Genomic DNA, 18,998 nt, shown 5'->3' with positions numbered 1-18,998 from the left:
GTTTCTTCATTCAAAGAGTATATACCCCAATTTAACCTGCGTTTTGGTGCTTTATAAAACAGTGGCTTAGCGGCCTATCCCTTAAGAAAACGCGATTGTCTAAGCAGTATTAATGATCGTTAAGCGTATGAAACCCTGAATAAATACGTGTAAAAGTTGTAAACCAGCATGCCGCGCCAAAGATATACGCGATGACGGCAAAGTGTTGCGGTAGCAAACAAAATAAAACCAAACAGCCAATGGTTTCTGTACCTTCGGTTAAGCCGCTCATGTAGTAAAGCGATTTGTTTTTATATACCGGATTATCGATGCCTTGTTTTCCTGCCATGATGGCAAAAGCTAAAAAGCTACTACCAGTGCCGATGAAGGAAAAAATCAAAAATGCGCCTGCAACGGCATTGTGCTCTGGGTTGGCAAGCACAAAGCCAAAAGGAATCAACGAATAGAACAAAAAATCTAAGCTGATATCAAGAAAACCACCCGCATCGGTAATGCCTTGAATCCTTGCCAGTGCACCGTCTAACCCATCACAGATTCTGTTCAGCAAAATAAACAGCAACGCCAACAAGTACTGTTCGGCGATCAAAGCAGGCAGGGCAAAACAGCCAAGCACAAAACCAAATACTGTCGTCTGATTTGCGGTGATGCCACATTTATCGATATATGTCGCACTGAGTGCCAGCGGTTTGCGGATGAGCTTTATACTCAGGCTATCAAGCATGATTTGTCTCCCACGGCCAGTTTAGGCAGCTGCTGCCATCAGGAATATCGTCTTCATCGTGCGTTACCATCAAAGTAGGGATGTTCGCTTGCTGCAATTGTTCGACCACCCAATTGCGAAATTGCACGCGCAGGTCTTTATCCAGCTTGCTATAGGGCTCATCAAGTAGCGCAACTTTTGGCTTTGCTAGCAGCATACGAGTCAATGAGATACGGGCACGTTGCCCTCCCGAAATTTGGTCAGGAAAGGACTCTGCTAGTTTGGTCAATGAAATGTTCTTCAGTGCTTGCATAGCGTGAGCTTTACGCTCTTCACCTTTGATTGAGTTTGGTAGCGCGAAGGCAAGGTTCTCCCACACCGTTAAATGAGGGAAGAGCAAATCTTCTTGGAATAGAATACCGACCTGACGCTTATGGGCAGGGAGGGCATCCAACTTTTCGTTATCAAGCGTAATGGATCCAGAGTAGTTGAACTCGGCGGATAGGTGCCCGGCAATGGCATCCAACAAAGTGGATTTACCACAACCGCTAGGCCCCATCAGGGTAACGATTTCACCTTTTTCTACGGTCATGTTGAACGCTGAAAAAAGCGCGTCGCCATTGGTTTTACGGATGGCGAGGTTTTCGAGACAAAGACTCATTCAGTAGTAAACCTTTTATAGACAAGCGGCGATACTTCCTGTGCAAGTGGCTAAGCAGTATCGCAAAAGAAAAGAACAAGAATGGCAGCAGAGCTTGCCAAATGGCGTAAATAGCGGTGACACGTCGGTCAAAACCACTGGATAGTGCAACGGCTTCGGTTGTGATGGTGCTAATGCGCCCAGCCCCTAGCACCAATGTCGGTAGGTATTGCGCCAGACTTACGCTAATCCCAACCGCCCATGCGAATGCAATCGCAGGTAGGAGGATTGGCAGTTTCACTTTTAACCAAGCTTGCATCGGTGATTTACCCAAGCTGAGTGCGACGCGAGTTAAGCCGTTATCGAAGCTGCGCCACGGACCGTCTAGCGAGAGGTAAATAAATGGGAACGCAAAGAATACATGCGCCCAACATACCCAAAAGAAATACGCATTACTGTTTAAGTACAGCGTCACTACTTGCATACCGAATAGCACCGATAATTGAGGAATCAGCATCGGGATGGCGATGATGTAACCGGGCACCTGCCAGCGATAACGGAGACGATACTCATGTGCTATTAAAGCAAGAACTAGAGTGACAGTCGCGCTGATCAGGGCGATTGACATACTTTGTTCTAGAGTCCCTAGAATGCTGTGCCATTCGTATTCCCAAAAACGCAGGCTGTAACGGCTTGGGAGCAAATCTGGAAAGCGCCAACGTTGGGCAAAGCTCCACAGCACCATGAGTGGAATCATTAGAAGTGCAAGTAGAGCAATCAGTGAAAATAGGGTTTTACCGGGTAAACGAAACCCGTTTCGACCAGAGTACTGCCAGCGTTTGAAGCCTTTGGTAATACACCATTCCATTAAGCGTGCAAATCCAATCAAAAGGCTAGCGATCGCAAACAGTATTACTGCGCCAGCGGCAGCTCTTGGTAGGAGCGATAAATCTGGATCGTTAAACCATTGCCATACCAAAACCGCAAACGTCGGTGGGTTGGTAGGGCCAATAATCAGGGCGACATCGACAACGGACAAACTGTAAGCCAATACCGCCAGCATTGGGAAACGAAGTTTTGCTAACCATTGCGGAAATACGCATTTCCACCACGTTTGCGCGGAACTGTAGCCCATCGAGTGACTGACTTTTTCAACCTTATCGACTTTCAATTGCTGAAGGATCGGAATGCTCATCAACAATAAAAACGGCACTTCTTTAATCGCAAGCATGATGACCAAACCGAGTGCATGTGGGTCTTTAATCAACAATGCTAAGTCATTCACCGTTTGTGCATTCGGGTCGTAACCAAACAGTTGGTTGAGAACACGAACGCCCATACCAGTTGGGGCAAACAAGAACGCAAAGCCAATTGCAAACGCGACGTGCGGCATCGCGAGAAGTGGGGAAAGGCTAACTTCAATTTTTCGCCAAAACTTGCTGCCCCAAGACGCCTGTAGAATGGCAAACGTGATGAAGCAAGCCAAGTAGCTACTGAAAATGGCGGAGTAGAAAGTAAGCCCGATGGATGTCCAAACACCTTCCCAATCAAAGACGGCATTGAAGCCATCAAAAGAAAAGTGGTGTAGACCGATAGGAGGTACATAACCGAGCGCAGAAACCGCCACTCCAAGTAGTCCCGGAATGGTAGGCAAAATACAAACTGCGATAATGACTAAATACAGCGCTCTTAACATGGATTCTTACTAATTCCCGTAGCGTTTCAACCATTCTTTTTCCAACGCAGCTTGCCAACTTGGATGTGGCTCAGCGATAGATTTGAATTGTTGAGTGTTTTTGGCCGAACCAGTTAGATATTGGTTGCTTAGTACTGAAGGGTCGCCCCAGATGTTTAGGTTACCTTTGCGAGACTGTGCTTCAGGGCTCAATAAAAAGTTTATCGCAACTTGTGCACCAGCACTGGCATTTGCGTTCCAAGGAATCGCTAAAAAGTGGATATTTGAGAGTGCTCCTGCGTCCATTGCGTACGCTTTGGTGCTCTCTGCAAGATTACCGCTCGACTGCGCAGAGAAAACCGCGTTCGGGTTAAAGGTAATCGCCAGGTCAGTCTGACCATCATCTAGTAGCTGAAGGGTTTCTGCTGTACCGCCTGGAAACTGCTTACCACCGCGCCAAGCGACTTTATGGAATTCATCTAGATAAGACCACAGCGGTTGAGTGACTTGCTCAAACGTGTCATCGGTAACTGGTTGTTGCAGCTCAGGGGCGTTGTTAGACAGTTCAATGAGTAATGCTTTGATAAAGCTTGTGCCATGAAACTCTGGTGGTCGAGGGTAAGTCAGGCGATTCGGGAACGCTTTTGCATAGCTCAGCATTTCTGCGAATGATTTTGGAGGGTTATGGAGGGTTTGCTCGTCATGGATAAACACTAATTGTCCTACTCCCCAAGGTGCTTCTAGACCTTCTGTTGGCTCGGAGAAGTCCACATCAATTGGTAGAGATTTATCCACATATTGCCAGCTTGGCAAACCTTCGACAAAAGGACCAAATAGCAATTGGTTATCCTTCATTGATTTGAAGTTTTCGCCATTGATCCAAACCATATCAACACTACCACCGCTGTTTTTGCCTGCCGCTTTTTCTGCAATAAGTCGAGTAGTGGTCTCAGAAATATCCGTTACTTTAACGTGGTTTAGCGTCACGTTATAACGTGATTTTAGCTCTCTACTCGCCCACTGTATGTAGCGATTAATTTCTTGGCTCCCGCCCCAAGCATGAAAGTAGACGGATTGCCCGTCGGCTTGCTGTTCGATTTTTTGCCATTCGCTATTCACTGATGAATCGGCAAAAGAAGGTGTCGCAAAAGTCGTGGCTAAAATGCCAATGCTGCTGAGTAGCTTTTTCATATCTATTCCGTGTTATGTCTTTTGGTTCTTGCTTTCGTTTCTATTGACGTTTTCGCAAGTCGTTCCGCTCTGTTACAAGGATAGTAATTCATCTCTCTCTATTATCAATGCCAATCCCAAACGGAATCACTCATTGATTCAAAGAATTACTCTCAATGTGAAGCAAAACGAATAAAGGACAAATTTGGTGTCATTTTAGGAGCGGACCGTTTGTTTGAGGATATTCTTTCAAGTAATTGAAAATTATTGTCCCCAGAGATATGAATAGGTTGTTTTACAGAGCAAAATTGATGTCTAAAGCATGGAATTGAGGGCGAAAAGAGAAAGAAAGTTGGCCATTTAAATGACTTTAGCATGCATGACTAACGATTCATCGATATAAAAAAAGCAGCCGTTTGGCTGCTTTAAGATACTATCTGGTTTACTTAGTTGGGATTAGTTTACCCAGTCACGTAGTGTAAACGTCAATTCGTGATCGGCACTTTTCAGAACAAGACCATCTTTAGTTAGCGTGATATCGCTCCAGTTAGATAGTGTTTGTGTCATTGCGTTTTCGATCTTCATTTGATCTTCCATACACATCTTCATGGTCATGCCCATTTTTTCGATGCGTAGTTGGTTGTTTTTCAGCTCGGCTTGACCGAAGAAGTTGTTACAACCTGCGTTGCCGTTTGCGATTAGATTTTCACCGATTTCTAGGCGAGCCGCTTTTTGGTGTTCGTCTAGAACGATATTTTTGCCATCAACTTGAACAAGTTCCCAGTTGTGGTGCTGCAAATCTTGAGCCGTTATTTCTTTCACATCATCACCGTTGCTAGCACAAGCAGTCATAAGAACAGGGAGAGAGATTGCTGTAACTAACGTTTTTAGGCTAAGCTTCATTTTATAGACTCCGTTTTTATAAACGCGGTAAGTATAAGTAATAAAACACTGTTTTTGTCAGCATAAGGTTATGGTTTCGTATGTTTTTGACATAACGAAGCATATAGCAAGTTTTGTTGCTGACTAATCTTCTCATTATTTAAACTAGGCCAATACGCCCTAATATGGAAAGAGCGGTTTTAGTATGGAGCAACTGGAGTTTTTTACTGTCCCAAGCCCTTGTGTTGGAGTATGTACCTCCGATGAAAAAGGGTATTGCAAGGGGTGTATGAGAAAGAGAGAGGAAAGGTTTAATTGGCTTAACTTAACCCCCGCTCAGCAGTTGCACGTTATTAAGTTGTGTCGTCAAAGGTACAGAAGAAAGATGTTGGCAGGGAAGACGAAGCCAAAACAGCTTCAAGATGAGTCATCGCCTCAACAAGACTTATTCTAGAATTCTTGTTCAGTCTGTGGGGTTACGCCTTCGCTTTCGGTTCTGATTAGGCTTTTACATATTCCCGGTCCGGCAAGGTGTCCTTTAAGAACCGGGAATCTCCTATCCATTTTCCCTATAGAGCGGTAATTGGCGTTATTTCATCGACCAACGGTCGCTAACCCAGCCTCCCGCTTGTTCGTCGAAGTGATTTCCTGAAAATCGATGATTGAATTCAACATCTAATTTACTTGTTGGGCGTTCATCCATCAGTTGATGAATATATCTCGCCATAGGATCCGTACAAGCTTCACGCTCTCTACGGGTAACTACTTCTTTGATCATTTGGAGTCTGTAGCTATTGCTGGCTCGTTTCATTTTTGACCTCCAGAACTCGATGGCAGCAGTTTGAATACATTGACGTCCAGATCGCTGCTCATTAGTGTGCGCGTGGAGGCACATCACCATCGTTTGAAGTCCAAAGACAAATTGTTTGAGAGCAGTGTTTGTAACGCCATTCACATCTTTCTCAGAATCATTGACTATGCGATTAAAAATGTTTCGCGAAATTTAGCCGATGAACCTGCATATTTAAAAGACCTTATCAAACATAGAAGCCCAACACAGGGGCGTCAATAACACAAATGAACAATTTTTGAACATATTGTGAAGGTGGAGAGTTTTCAGTAATTTATCGAAAATAAAAAACCGAAGCACAAAGCTTCGGTTTTAAGGAAAGCCCTGACGAAATTGCTTGTAAAAGCTCTTAGCGCCAGGGGTAAGGTGTTGAGTATTAGCTACCAGTTGCAGGACAACCTTTTACTGGTTGGCCATTACTGAAGTACTTGATGTTCTCTAAGTTCTTGTTGTAGTTATCCGCAGAGATTTGTGGGTTGTTTACGAAGAACTCGCGCAAAACGTATGCATCGGTTAGCTGTGTAGATTGAACATCGATGATTGGATAGTTATCGCCACCAGCAGCACTGAAGCTGATTACAGAGAATGTGTACGTTGCGTCTAGATCGAAGCCTTTATTGTTAATATCGGTAATGGTTACTGAGCCAGCATCACAATTTACATCTAAAGTGATGTTATCTAGTTGAGCGTAAGCACCAGAACCTGCAGATTTCGTCGCAACCACGTCTAGGTATTCTTTAACTTCTTTACCTGTCATAGTTGCTTTAGTCACGAAGTTACCAAATGGCTGAACTGTTAGTACGTCACGGTAAGTGATATCACCATCTTGGATTGAATCACGCACGCCGCCAGAGTTCATCACACCAAAGTCAGCATTTACCGTTTTGTAAGTACGGTATGCCTCGCCGAGTAGGTGACCTAGGTTAGTTTGTTGAGAGCGAACTACGTTACGATCACCTTCTAACTTACCCGTCGTATTAGAAATCTTCTCATCTAATAACTCTTGACCTTGTTGTTGGTATGGCAGTAGTAACGCTTTTACTGTTGCATCTTGTTGAATTCGTTCACCGATAACTTCATCGTTTTCGTCTAGAAGGTTTACAGGAATCAGTGCGTAGTTCGCTAAGTGAAGCTTGCCGTCGTAGTATTCGAAGTCAGCACGACCCACATATTTACCCCACTCATGCGCTTGCATAATCCAAGTGCCTTTTTGTTGGTCTGGGGCACAATCATCCCCAGGTTTGAAATCAGCATACTCATTGGTACCTGGTTCCATACATACAGGGTTTTGTGAGTGACCACCGATGATAGCGTTTAGCTGTCCTTCTTCAAGAGAGCGAGCGAGTTTAACGTCACCTGGTGCTTCACTACCGTTTTTGCCATCTTCGTAGTGACCCATGTGCGTTGTTGCAAATACTAGGTCTACCTTTTCGTTCTCTTCGATTTCCTTCAGTACCTTTTTGATTTCTACTTGAGGGTCTTCGAAGTGGATGTTTGATACGTTGTCTGGATTGACTAGCTTCGCAGTGTCTTGCGTTGTTAGACCAATAACAGCGATCTTAAGGCCGTTGATAGTAAATACTTTGTAAGGGTCGAAGTAACGCTCGTTTGTATCTTTTTTATAGATATTCGCAGCCAGCATAGGGAAGTCAGCTAGCTCGGCTTGCATATCGAGAATATCTAGTGAGTTATCAAATTCGTGGTTACCGACAGCCATTGCATCGTAACCAAGTAGGTTCATCCCTACGAAGTCTGGAACCGCATCTTGCATGTCTGATTCTGGTACACCGGTATTAATATCACCGCCAGATAGCAGAATGGTTTCACCGCCTTTTGCTTCGACTTCTGCGCGGATAGATTCAATTAAAGTGTGACGCGCAGCCATGCCGTATTCGCCGTCGCTGTTATGCCAAAAGCGACCATGGTTATCGTTAGTGTGGAGAACGGTGAACTTAGTACAAGAATCTGCAGTCTCGCAGGTTACTGGAGAATTGTCGCTGTCTGAGCCGCATCCTGCTAGCGCAGCGCCCACTGCCACTACCAAAAGAGATTTGGAAAACTTCATAAGGGATCCTTTCTTTGTGATTTTGTTATTGTTACGGCGTGAAATATACGGAATTAATGTGAAACTTTAGTGATCTATCTCTTATTTATACTTCTATCGGAGAAATGAATTAATAAGCCTGCAAACTACGTCTATAAATAAACAGAATTGGTATTTAGTATTTATTTTATATAGCTAGCTCTATTTTTTGTGAGGTAGTTAATTGAATGTGTGTTGTTTATGTGAATCAATGCGCATTTTTGCGAAGTATTACGCTGATTTTGGTGATAATTTTGCCAAGTTTATGTTTTCCCTAATAGGTATGACACAAATCGTTATAAATTTTCGCTCTAATGATGAGGGGCTCGGTTTGTATGCATAATGAACAGCACAGAATTGAAACTCATTTGATTATGGCTTTATTCTGCCTAACTCTATCAAAAATTGTATTTATCTCTTTACTATAATTGCGATCGTTTAGAAACCTTATGCTTTAGGCATCGTTTATTTATCCTCATCCGATACCTTATCGTGCTTATTCCGCATTTGACACTTGAGTGTTTAAACAAATAGATTCAACCTAATGAGTCAAAATGAAAAGTAAATAATGGTTCGTTCTTCTTCGAATATTATGATGTGAACTATCATTTAATTAATGAAAATGAAATGGATTAATGTAAAGCGTTGCGACTGTAGCTGTTATCTTTGAGCTTTGGTTTAAAGGGTAGGGTTAAAAGAATTTGTAAGTGGTGAACGCTAATAAAGGATGCTTATGAGATACACAGTAAGGGACGCACTCAAAAAGGAAGCAGCCCAAATCGCCAAGATACACGTTGATTCTTGGCAGGTGGCGTATAAAGGATTAATGCCAAAGAGCTACATAGAGCAGTTTACGATTGAGCGTCGAGAAAGGATGTGGGCACGAGTGATGACGGAGCAACTGGCCCAATTGATCGTAGTTGAGAGGCAAGGAGAAATTGTTGGCTTTTTAAGTTACGAGTTACCTAACCACACCAGCGAAGATAAAACGGCATTAGTGACATGTTGCTACGTTACGCCGCTACATTATGGGCAAGGAGCAGGAAGTGCACTGTTAGATGAGTTAGAGACACGTTTGCTCTCTACGTCAGTTATGCAGATCAGTTTGAAAGCACTGGATACTAATCAACAGGGGCTTAACTTTTACAAGAAGTGTGGTTTTGTGCGTACTGGAGAGGAAGAGTCGGAAGTGATTGATAGTATGACGCTGACCGATCTCACTTTAGTGAAGTATATTGCCCGTTCATAAATCAAATGTTATATGCCAAATATAGTAAAACCCCGGAGGTGGTAAGACTCCGGGGTTTTGAAATTTTTAGATGTCTCGGTTGGTAAGTCCGATTATCTTTTATGCAAAAGGTTTGGATCTAATCCGATTAATTCCTTGGTAGGGAATTAGATGCGGATGAAGTCCATGTGTTCAACTTTTGGCTTGAACGCGTGACGTTGAACGTCTTGTGGCTTAACTTTAACTTCTTTGCCATCGATAACTAGAACGATGCCTTCGTAGAATTCAGGCTTGTCCATTTGGTTTACGATGTCGTCGTGGTTAAGAACGATAGCTACTGCTGCTTCTTCACCGCCGTATACAACTGCAGGGAATTTGCCAGCGTGACGTAGGCGGCGGCTCGCACCTTTACCTAGTTCAGTACGTACTACTGCTTCGAATTTCATAGTATTTACTCTCAAATTAGTAAAAATCAAATGTTCACAATCAACAATGCGACCTTGTTGTTCGTGGTAAAGCTTGAAACAGGAACTGTTCAAGCGAGCGCGGATACTATCATTCCACTTATAAATGGGCAACCCAAATCGTATCCAAATCAACAAAAAGGTATGATTTAGCGGGGTGGAAGGCTATCCCTTTTAACGCTTTGCTTGGATTTTGTTCACATCGACTTCATTTTCATCGGTTTACTAATCATGGTCCGAAGAACAAAGTTTATGTGTTATATGCTTTATGTTCGGCTGAGATGTAAGACTAAAGATGCTTTTAATCCACCTAAAGCGCTTGTATCCAATGTTAATTGACCTCGGTAACTGTGTGCCATTTCACTGACTATGTTTAGACCAAGACCTGAGCCAGGGGTTGTTTCATCCAATCTAACTCCTCTCTTGATTACTTGACTCAGTTTCTCTTTAGGGATGCCTGGCCCATCATCTTCAATAATGATGTGTATATTTTCCTTGTCCTGAGAGGAGTGTACACGAATCATGCTGTTGGCCCACTTATAGCCATTTTCTAGCAAGTTACCTAGCATTTCATCGAGATCGGTCTGCTCTACTGCTACATTCAGCTCTGAATCAAGTTCATTAATTAAGGTAATGCTTCGGCTCGCATACACTTTATCAAACGCCATTGAGATAGCATCCACACGATCTGCTGGGTTCGACTTCACTGATAATATGTTCATCGATCCGGCCATACGGGCACGACCCAAATGGTAATCGATATGGTCTTGTATTTGATTTATTGGAGCTCGGAGACGGGATTGTGCCTCAGGTTCTAACGTCTGAACTTCATTTTTTAGAACAGAAAGTGGCGTTTTAAGTGCATGAGATAGGTTACCTGCATGATTGCGAGCTCTCTCTAGTAATTCTTGGTAATGGAACAGTAGAGCGTTGAGGTCGAAGATTAGAGGAGAAATCTCTTTTGGGTAGGTTTCTTCTAGACTCTTTTTATTACCAGACTTCAGCTCGGCTAATTCTTTTTGTAGCTTTGTAAGCGGACTCAATGACCAAGCAATTTGCAGTAAAATGACGGTAAGTACGCCCGCGAATAATAAACCCAAAATAAGCCAAAGTTGGCCGATTAACGTCTGAAGGGTATTTTTAATGGGCTCTTCGTCAATACCAATAATAATGTGAATAGAACCATCGTAATCAGGAAGATACAGCGCTTTTTCTAGCGTAATTAGTTTTTCGCCTCTTGCTCCATACGCATCTTTATCCAAACCTTTGTATTCGATTTTTTTGTCCCACAACGAACGAGAACGTTCGAGGCTTGCCTCTGTAGAGGCACTCCAATACAAACCACTGTAAGGTCGGTTAAATCGAGGGTCTGATAGCTGAGCTGCGAGTGAAAGATGCCCGGTGTTATCGACTTCTAACTGTGCTGCGACTTCATCCATAAAAATGCTGAGCTGTGAGCGAGTGTCATCAACCATATAGTTGTAGACCTGCGTCGGTATCGTCACACCAGCGGCGAGGATCATTGCCGTTAACCAAACGATCGCCGCTAAAACGAGGCGACTTTTGATACTCAGTCGTTTTATTGCGTTCAACGGTGGCCTGTTTCTATTCGGCATTTAATTGGTATCCCAACCCTCGGACAGTTTTGATGATCTTTGGTGCGATTTTTTTGCGAATTCGGCCGATAAAAACTTCGATTGTGTTGGAGTCACGATCAAAGTCTTGTTTGTAAATGTGCTCGACGAGTTCGGTTCGAGAAATCACTTTTTCCGGGTTATGCATAAAGTAAGCGACCACTTTATACTCTAGCGCCGTCAAGCTTACCGCTTGCCCTTGCCACATGACTTTAGAAGTGCGTGTATCCAAGCTCAAGTCGCCAATTTGCATCACAGGAGAGGCATTACCAGAGGCTCTTCGCAGCTGTGCACGAATACGAGCGATAAGCTCAACCATTTCAAATGGTTTAGTTAGGTAATCGTCTGCACCTGCGTTTAAGCCTTCAACTCGCTGCGTTAGGGTGTCGCGAGCGCTTAGAATCACGACAGGAGTATTAATGTTTTCATCTCTGATGCCTTTTAGGACGGTAAGACCATCCAGTTTTGGCAAGCCGAGGTCGAGAACAATGGCGTCCCATTCTTCCGAAGTCGCGCGATACAGAGCGTCTATGCCATCTTGGGACAATTCTGGTACCCAGCCGGTACTTTCTAATGTTTCGATGATTTGCTCGCCTAAACGAGGATCATCTTCAACAACAAGTATTTTCATATTGATGATTCTTATTATGTTTGGATTTTTATCGAAGTAAGCTACGCATCGCGTCTGGATTACGCATTAGACAAGTTTAGTTGTTTTGCGGCTTTAACGCTTTGTTAAAGCTGCGACCTTTGATCTCAAGCATTTCCAGCGTGGCGGCGTCGTACTCAACTTTCAGGACGCTATTGTTGTACAGAATTTTCAATTCATACACCCAAGCATCATCATCTTCTTCAAGCTCGACCTTGATGATGCGGCCGTATAGGTCGTTTTCTACTGCGGCGTAAAGTTCCGAAAATGGTCGTATATATCCTTGTTGAACCGCGCGATAGACCTCATCTTGATCTTCATCGAATTCGATGCGTGTTCCTGGCTTTTCGACATCTTGCACGATGGCGTGGCCATTTTGTGATGTGTACTCGTTGCCATGCTTGGCAAAACTTGGTGCACACATGAATGTCGTGATAAGGCCGAAAAGTAACGCAGAATGTAGAGAAGTCGTTGCTTTATACATAGTCAAACCTTTTCTGGAGCGTTAGCCGCAGTATATCGGATATAGATGAACAGAGAGTGAATCAGCTAATTAAGTTTTGCCATGTGTTGTCGATGTTATTTCAACTCATCTTCAAAAATCTTATCCCGCAGCTTCCAAAAGCGACCAGATTTTCTAGCAATAACAAACTGAGGCAAACGGAAACGATGTTGATTAGCTACAACGCGTGTCGGTGAAGCCTCTTCAAAAGGGCGATGCTTGTCTGCTAAGTGGGGGCGTACGAACTGATCTTTGAACGTTTGTTTTTGTTTTTTGGTACTCAATGACCAAAACTCATGAACTAACGCATTGCCTTCGCCTTGGTATGGTTCACCAGAATACGTCACCTTTAGCTGAGATTTACCATCACTGGACTTAAATACAGATAGGTCCATTTCTGTGCATTCAAAGATTAATGCATCTTTGAGATTAAGGGCTTCTTTTAGCTTTTTATCTGGGTCAACGAGCGTCGCGTCACACTCATGACAAATTCGTGCAGCAATATCGTTGTCCGCACCACATTCACCACAGTATTTGGCACGAAAACGGTAGCCACAGTGTTCACGTTCGCCTGTGTCTTCATCTTCAAAGTAACCTTGGCAACGTCTGCCAAAGTGTTCAACCAAGAAACCGTTACTATCCAACTTACCCCAGAAGTTGTTATTGAATCCGCAAGCCGGGCAAGGAATCGTGATAATTTCACTGTCAGAGTCTGGTTTGGGATCACCGACTTCAGGTTGGTATAAATCGTAGCTGTTGCCTGCGTAATCAAGCACTAAACATTCTGATTTTCCGTCTGATAAGCGTAATCCTCGTCCTACTATCTGTTGGTACAGACTGACTGACTCTGTTGGTCGCAAAATCGCGATTAAATCGACATGCGGCGCATCAAACCCGGTTGTCAGTACCGAAACATTGACTAAGTATTTTATTTGACGATTCTTGAACGCTTGGATGATCGCATCGCGCTCCGGCGTAGGTGTATCACCAATGACGATTTCAGTTTCGCCTTCTGGCAATAAACTGTGTATCTCTTGTGCGTGTCGAACAGTTGCAGCGAAGATCATGACACCTTGACGCTCTTTCGCATATTGCATGATTTGCTCAACAATTTGCGGAGTCGCACGTTTGGCTTTATCGATCACCATGTCCATTTCTGCTTCTTTGTAGCGTCCGGTGTTAGCGGGCTTCAGCTGAGAGAAGTCGTAAGACAAAACGGGGGCATCCATCATGCGGGCTGGAGTGAGGAAGTTTTCGTCGAGCAAGTAACGGATCGGCAGTTCGAAAATACAATCGCGGAAGAATCGAGGCTCTTCGGTTCGCACTTGACCTCGGGTGTGATACTGATAAATCCAGCCCATTCCTAAACGATAGGGCGTTGCAGTTAGTCCCAGCACCTTAATGCCAGGGTTCAGTTCTCGTAAGTGAGTAATAACTTTTTGGTAGCTGCTGTTTTTGTCATCTGGCACACGATGGCACTCATCAATAACGAGCAGAGAAAACTGGTTTTTGAACGAATCTAAGTTACGTACGACCGATTGAACCGAAGCAAACACGACTTGCTGGTCAGTTTCTTTTCGTCCCAATCCTGCTGAGAAGATAGAACCTTTTAAACCATAACCTTCATACTTCGCGTGGTTTTGCTCGACCAGTTCTTTTACGTGGGCGAGGACTAACACTCGTCCTTTCGCAAGGCGAGCAAGTTCTGCGATCACCAAGCTTTTTCCTGCACCGGTTGGCAGCACGATCACTGCTGGTGTCGAGTGTTTACGAAAGTAATGAATAACGGCTTTAACCGAGTCGGCTTGATAAGGACGAAGTGTGTACATGAAAATATGTGAAATTGCTCAACTATTCGAACGAGGAACGCTATAATACCTGACTTTTATACCCAAGTGACCTTTAAACCAAGATTTAGAGATCACTTGGGTATAATTCAATGAGGTATTCATGCGTTTAGATAAATATTTGTGTGACGCTCTGGGTGCAACACGCAAACAGGCAACAAAGATCATCAAAAGTGGAGACATCACCGTTGACGGTGAGGTTCAAAAAAGTGGTGCATTTAAAGTACCTAAAGGTGCGGAAGTGATGTGGGAAGACCGTGTTATTGGTGCTCCTGGTCCTCGTTACATTATGTTGTATAAGCCTGCTGACTTTGTTTGTTCACATGAAGATGGCTACAACCAAACTGCATTCGCATTGCTTGATGAGCCTAAAATTGAAAACCTTCACTTTGCGGGCCGATTAGATGTCGACACAACTGGTTTAGTATTGATTACGGATGATGGTAAGTGGTCTCATCGTATTACCTCACCTAAGCATAAGTGTGAGAAAACGTACCGTGTTTGGCTCGTCGATGCTATTCAGCCAGATTACGCGGAAAAGCTCGAACAAGGCATCATTTTGCGCAATGAATCAGAAGCAACATTGCCTGCTCGTTTGGAAATCGTGAACGAGGCTGAGAATGAAGTATTGTTAACTATCGTGGAAGGTAAGTATCACCAAGTGAAACGTATGTTCGCGGCGTTAGGAAATAAAGTTGAGTACTTACATCGTGAGCGTATTGGTTCTATCGAACTTGATGAGGCACTAGAACCAGGTGATTATCGCCACCTCACGCAAGAAGAAATTGATTCTATTTGGAATTAATTGTCGGCATGGGAAATTCTTTAGTTCCTAATAGGAACTAGTCTTTTGGTAGGAATTGGCTCAAAATAAATTTTCCTACCAAAATTAGTGCCTAGACAATTCCGGTGTGCTTACTCATCTCAGTGATATGCCTTTGCATTTAGCTGATGCATGCATACTCTTATTGCAAAGCCTTCGGCTACGGTGAATGGAATGATGGTGTCAACGCCATCATTTTTACTGCATTGTGTTTGTTTCCCATAAACACATTTCGCTTTCACATGCTTTTCTATGTCGAGTTCGTCAAGGTCACACCTTGGTATATATTTGCCCTTATGATTCTCGAACGTTGGATAGAACAGGTTTTTGGCTTCTACATTCAGCGATATGAGAACTTCCGTTATTTTCACTTTGTTCTGCAAGTATTGACGGTAGGGCTCCAACAAGAGGTAAAAGAATGACAGAAAAAGCTCAAAGTGCTCCGCAATCCCAAATCAGTTTTCTATTGTTTCTGGTACTAGGAGCGATTGGTGCTTTGACGCCTTTGGCGATCGATATGTATTTGCCTGCGATGCCGACAATAGCGAAAGATTTGGGGGTCGCGCCTGGCGCGGTTCAGATTACGTTGACGGCTTATACCGCGGGTTTTGCGATCGGCCAGTTAATTCACGGGCCGCTTGCCGATAGCTTTGGTCGCAGACCTGTGTTGATTTTAGGCGTACTTTTCTTCGGCTTGGCTGCCGTTGTGAGTGCGACAACAAATGGCATTGATGCGCTGACCTATGTACGTACGGCACAAGGTTTTGCTGGCGCGGCAGCGGCGGTCATTATCCAAGCCGTCGTGCGTGACATGTTTGACCGTGAAGACTTTGCACGCGCAATGTCCTTCGTTACTCTGGTCATTACTATTGCGCCGTTGGTGGCACCGATGATCGGTGGCCATCTCGCGATTTGGTTTGGTTGGCGTTCCATTTTTTGGGTACTAGCTATTTTCGCTGTAGTTGTGATTTTTCTCGTACTTTGGAAAATCCCTGAAACGTTACAGCCTGAAAATCGTCAGCCTCTTCGTTTCCGCACGACGCTGAGAAACTACGCCAGATTATGCTCCAATCCTGAAGCGATCGGTTTGATGCTCTCAGGTGCGTTTTCATTTTCCGGAATGTTTGCATTTTTGACGGCGGGTTCGTTTGTTTATATTGATTTATATGGTGTTCGACCAGACCACTTTGGTTACCTATTTGGTTTGAACATTGTGGCGATGATCATCATGACCAGTATTAATGGTCGCTTGGTGAAGAAAGTTGGTTCCCATGCCATGCTTCGTTTTGGGTTGTTCGTGCAACTTTTGGCGGGGATTGGTTTATTCGTAAGTTGGTTAATGGACTTCGGATTATGGGGCATTGTACCTTTTGTTGTGCTGTTTATCGGTACATTGTCGACGATAGGTAGTAACGCGATGGCGCTGCTTTTAAGTGGTTACCCATCAATGGCGGGTACGGCGTCGTCTCTAGCGGGGACATTAAGATTCGGTATCGGTTCATTGGTTGGTGCGCTGGTGGCATCACTGCCCGGGAATGTTGCTTGGCCGATGATCATCGTAATGTTTGCTTGTTCTGTGCTTTCAGCACTGTTTTATTGGACTTTAGGAAGAAAGGCGTAATGTCGAATTACACCAAAGAAATTCAAAACTTGGTTAACTCAGCACTTGAAGAGTTAGATCAAGAGCATCGCTCAGGTAAGTTAGCCAATGCCCCTGTTGCGAATAACCATTATTTAGTGCGTTGGGTAACAAAGGCGCTAAAATCACAACGTTTCGGACGTACGGTAGGCGATGACTTAACGCGTTGGCAAAAAGCAGGTCGCTCAAAGGGGAACGATGCTGGTTTGTTGTTTATCTTCAAGCGTATTTCCGCTTTTTATGCGCAATTCTTCCCTGAAGGTGAAGACTCCAAAGTGTTCAAAGATTCAGATATTGAGTCTTTTCTTGATTTGATGGAGCAAGCAGGCTGGGAAGTCTCAACGTCTGAGCAACTGATTGGGTGCGGCAAAGTACAAATCTTCACTGAAGGTCAAAACTCTTTAGCGTTATGTGCAGACCAATGCGAAAGCTGTTTTGATGGCGAGTTGCTCGTAAAGCCAATGAGTTGGTTTGTGCGTGGCAATCATGCTGAGTTTGTTGAGAAAGCAGCGCAAGCGGGCTTTATGGTACATAAGGTAACAGACTACAAATCGATGGTGAAATACCATGGCGAGTACCTTATTTTTCCAGCAAACGAAGGCAACCAGTTAGCCGAAATCCCACTCTCGTTCAAAGCTGACTAAAGTGACATTGTGAGTGTTTAGAAGCCCCTGTTATTGGGGCTTTTTGTTTTCTAAACGGTTTGCTTCTTTCGCGATGGCTTTGACCATGCCTTTAAATATGAAAAGATGGGCTGGCATCATTGCAAACCAATAAAGCAGCCCAAGAAACCCTTGCGGGTGCCACCAGGCGGTAATATCCAGCTCTCGTTCGTCACCGAGATCTTTGATGGTAATTTCTAAACGCCCAAGGCCTGGGCCTTTCATACCAAAAAACAGTGAAAGAAACTGATTATTATCGCAGCGAATCACTTTCCAAGAGTCAATAAAATCACCGACTTTAAGCTCTGGTCCAGGAGGAGAAACGCGAATCGGTTTTCCGCCACCAAAAAAGATATCGAGCCATTCACGTGTACGCCACAAGATGTTGGCAAAGTAATAGCCTTTTTCGCGACTCCCGATCTTTTGCGCCACTTTCCATAATGCCGCAGCGGAGGCATGAGTTTTAATGCTCGCTCCAGCTTGTTTTGGGTAATAGCCATATCCTGGTTGCCATCGACGAAGCGCTGCGGGTTCAAACCCCCAGACATTACTGCGTACAAATGTGCCTTCATCTTGAATGGTATCAGTTACCGCTTGCTCGTAGCTGATCAGCGTTTGAGGAAATCGTTCTTCAATCGCTTTGGAGTTTGCAATGTAGTCGTGCTCTAAGCCCGCAAGTAATGCTTTACCGATACTAGTTGGCACTGAGGTAACTAAACCTAGCCAGTACGATGCCATTTTCGGAGTAAGTAGCGGGGTCGACCACAGTCGATACGGCTTGTTCGTGATTCGGCAAATGACTTTGAACTGTTCGCGGTAGCTAAGTGTATCTGGCCCTCCAACTTCATAAATTTCACTTTCTTCTGGATAGGGGGCTTCTGCTAACTTCAACAAATAGTGGTTGAGATTGGGCAAGGCGATAGGGTTCGCTTTTGAGTCGACCCATTTAGGCGCGATCAAAATAGGTAAGTTGTAGACAAAGTCACGCATGATTTCGAAAGCGGCAGAGCCGGGGCCGATGATAACGCCTGCACGCAATTCAGTTACTGGAATACCAGACTGTCGAATTATTTTTCCCGTGGCTTTACGAGCGGCTAAATGGCGAGAGTTTCCGGTTTGAGGTTGAATGGCACTCAAATAGATAACATGCTCGACGGAGCTTTGTTCCAACGCATATTTGAAGTTCAAAGCAAGGTTTAGTTCGTACTCAACAAAGTCATCACCTTGAGCCATCCCGTGCACGAGAAAAAATACTAAATCAAAATCGTTCACTACAGCCTTCGTGGTCTCTGCGTCAGCCAAGTCGAGATACCTTAACGTTAAATTAGGGTGAGGCTGAGTTCTTGACTCTAAATAATCAATATGTCGCGCCGCTGCTGTGACGGCGTAACCTTTATCTAAAAGTAACGGAAGAAGTTGAGAGCCAATGTAACCCGAGGCGCCTAGCACCAACACCTTTTTCATTATCTGTCCTTTTATCGTTGGTGGAATAAACACCACAGAGTATAATCATGAGACACTTTCCCCATTCTATCAATAAGTTGTCGTTG

Annotated in this window: 18 protein-coding genes; 5 read left to right on the top strand and 13 right to left on the bottom strand. The window is 44.1% G+C overall.

Translation table 11 applies throughout. The features are described from left to right. Positions 1-109 precede the first annotated feature (109 nt). The 5 genes from R7P64_RS06935 to R7P64_RS06915 all read right to left on the bottom strand — a co-directional run bounded on the left by R7P64_RS06935 (position 110) and on the right by R7P64_RS06915 (position 5,088). Positions 110-721 (bottom strand): CDP-alcohol phosphatidyltransferase family protein, encoded by a 612-nt coding sequence (locus R7P64_RS06935; protein WP_005386693.1) that lies wholly within the window; start codon positions 719-721, stop codon positions 110-112. Then, entirely contained in the window at positions 714-1,361 is a 648-nt protein-coding gene (locus tag R7P64_RS06930; protein WP_065274385.1) for an ATP-binding cassette domain-containing protein, read from the bottom strand. Before R7P64_RS06930 ends, R7P64_RS06935 begins: the two co-directional genes overlap by 8 nt. After that, on the bottom strand, positions 1,327-3,036 hold the full coding sequence (locus R7P64_RS06925; RefSeq protein ID WP_213969497.1) for an ABC transporter permease: 1,710 nt from the start codon (positions 3,034-3,036) through the stop codon (positions 1,327-1,329). The genes R7P64_RS06930 and R7P64_RS06925 overlap by 35 nt, the downstream gene beginning before the upstream one ends. Positions 3,037-3,045: 9 nt before the next feature. Beyond that, positions 3,046-4,206: an ABC transporter substrate-binding protein gene (locus R7P64_RS06920; RefSeq protein WP_042522009.1), complete on the bottom strand. Its 1,161-nt coding sequence runs from the start codon at positions 4,204-4,206 to the stop codon at positions 3,046-3,048. Positions 4,207-4,641: 435 nt separating this feature from the next. Further along, the gene (locus R7P64_RS06915; protein WP_213880096.1) at positions 4,642-5,088 is read right to left on the bottom strand and encodes an META domain-containing protein; all 447 of its coding nucleotides are present in this window, start codon (positions 5,086-5,088) and stop codon (positions 4,642-4,644) included. 184 nt (positions 5,089-5,272) lie between these two features. Between R7P64_RS06915 and R7P64_RS06910 the strand changes: the two genes are divergently transcribed. After that, positions 5,273-5,521 carry a DUF1289 domain-containing protein gene (locus tag R7P64_RS06910; RefSeq protein ID WP_213880098.1) on the top strand — a complete coding sequence of 83 codons (249 nt, stop codon included), beginning with the start codon at positions 5,273-5,275 and terminating at the stop codon, positions 5,519-5,521. 135 nt (positions 5,522-5,656) lie between these two features. Here the strand turns inward: R7P64_RS06910 and R7P64_RS06905 are convergent, their stop codons facing one another. Together R7P64_RS06905 and ushA are read right to left on the bottom strand one after the other, a co-directional pair. Next, on the bottom strand, positions 5,657-5,878 hold the full coding sequence (locus R7P64_RS06905) for a hypothetical protein (protein WP_005386686.1): 222 nt from the start codon (positions 5,876-5,878) through the stop codon (positions 5,657-5,659). Positions 5,879-6,293: 415 nt separating this feature from the next. Next, a complete protein-coding gene (ushA, locus tag R7P64_RS06900; protein WP_005378064.1) occupies positions 6,294-7,982 on the bottom strand; it encodes a bifunctional UDP-sugar hydrolase/5'-nucleotidase UshA in 1,689 nt (562 codons plus the stop codon). 751 nt (positions 7,983-8,733) lie between these two features. On the opposite strand from ushA, the gene R7P64_RS06895 reads away from it, so the two are divergent. After that, positions 8,734-9,249 carry a GNAT family N-acetyltransferase gene (locus R7P64_RS06895; RefSeq protein ID WP_064353820.1) on the top strand — a complete coding sequence of 172 codons (516 nt, stop codon included), beginning with the start codon at positions 8,734-8,736 and terminating at the stop codon, positions 9,247-9,249. 146 nt (positions 9,250-9,395) lie between these two features. Here R7P64_RS06895 and rplY read toward each other — a convergent pair whose 3' ends face one another. From rplY to R7P64_RS06870, 5 genes are all read right to left on the bottom strand, one after another. Beyond that, positions 9,396-9,674, bottom strand: coding sequence for a 50S ribosomal protein L25 (rplY, locus tag R7P64_RS06890; RefSeq protein WP_005378066.1), 279 nt, complete (start codon positions 9,672-9,674; stop codon positions 9,396-9,398). A gap of 284 nt (positions 9,675-9,958) precedes the next feature. After that, positions 9,959-11,308 carry an ATP-binding protein gene (locus R7P64_RS06885; RefSeq protein ID WP_213973305.1) on the bottom strand — a complete coding sequence of 450 codons (1,350 nt, stop codon included), beginning with the start codon at positions 11,306-11,308 and terminating at the stop codon, positions 9,959-9,961. Continuing rightward, complete coding sequence (locus R7P64_RS06880; RefSeq protein ID WP_005378073.1) at positions 11,298-11,957, bottom strand: response regulator transcription factor; 660 nt, start codon at positions 11,955-11,957, stop codon at positions 11,298-11,300. Before R7P64_RS06880 ends, R7P64_RS06885 begins: the two co-directional genes overlap by 11 nt. 76 nt (positions 11,958-12,033) lie before the next feature. Further along, positions 12,034-12,399 (bottom strand): PepSY domain-containing protein, encoded by a 366-nt coding sequence (locus tag R7P64_RS06875; RefSeq protein ID WP_372008595.1) that lies wholly within the window; start codon positions 12,397-12,399, stop codon positions 12,034-12,036. A gap of 155 nt (positions 12,400-12,554) precedes the next feature. Further along, positions 12,555-14,306: a DEAD/DEAH box helicase gene (locus R7P64_RS06870; RefSeq protein WP_021707635.1), complete on the bottom strand. Its 1,752-nt coding sequence runs from the start codon at positions 14,304-14,306 to the stop codon at positions 12,555-12,557. 121 nt (positions 14,307-14,427) lie between these two features. Between R7P64_RS06870 and rsuA the strand changes: the two genes are divergently transcribed. The 3 genes from rsuA (at position 14,428) to R7P64_RS06855 (ending at position 17,430) form a co-directional block, all read left to right on the top strand. Then, the gene (gene rsuA / locus R7P64_RS06865) at positions 14,428-15,129 is read left to right on the top strand and encodes a 16S rRNA pseudouridine(516) synthase RsuA (protein ID WP_005378059.1); all 702 of its coding nucleotides are present in this window, start codon (positions 14,428-14,430) and stop codon (positions 15,127-15,129) included. A 436-nt stretch (positions 15,130-15,565) separates the two neighbouring features. Then, positions 15,566-16,768, top strand: a complete 1,203-nt coding sequence (locus tag R7P64_RS06860) for a Bcr/CflA family multidrug efflux MFS transporter (protein WP_017820848.1) — start codon at positions 15,566-15,568, stop codon at positions 16,766-16,768. Further along, positions 16,768-17,430: a DUF2913 family protein gene (locus R7P64_RS06855; RefSeq protein ID WP_005378053.1), complete on the top strand. Its 663-nt coding sequence runs from the start codon at positions 16,768-16,770 to the stop codon at positions 17,428-17,430. The genes R7P64_RS06860 and R7P64_RS06855 overlap by 1 nt, the downstream gene beginning before the upstream one ends. A 30-nt stretch (positions 17,431-17,460) precedes the next feature. Here the strand turns inward: R7P64_RS06855 and R7P64_RS06850 are convergent, their stop codons facing one another. Next, the gene (locus tag R7P64_RS06850; RefSeq protein WP_213973303.1) at positions 17,461-18,912 is read right to left on the bottom strand and encodes a DUF2867 domain-containing protein; all 1,452 of its coding nucleotides are present in this window, start codon (positions 18,910-18,912) and stop codon (positions 17,461-17,463) included. Positions 18,913-18,998: the final 86 nt, after the last annotated feature.

Source organism: Vibrio sp. 2304, from assembly GCF_033339475.1.
Taxonomy (GTDB): Bacteria; Pseudomonadota; Gammaproteobacteria; order Enterobacterales; family Vibrionaceae; genus Vibrio; species Vibrio alginolyticus.
Note: the sequence above shows the minus strand (reverse complement) of the source record. Positions and strands in the feature narration are given on the sequence as shown.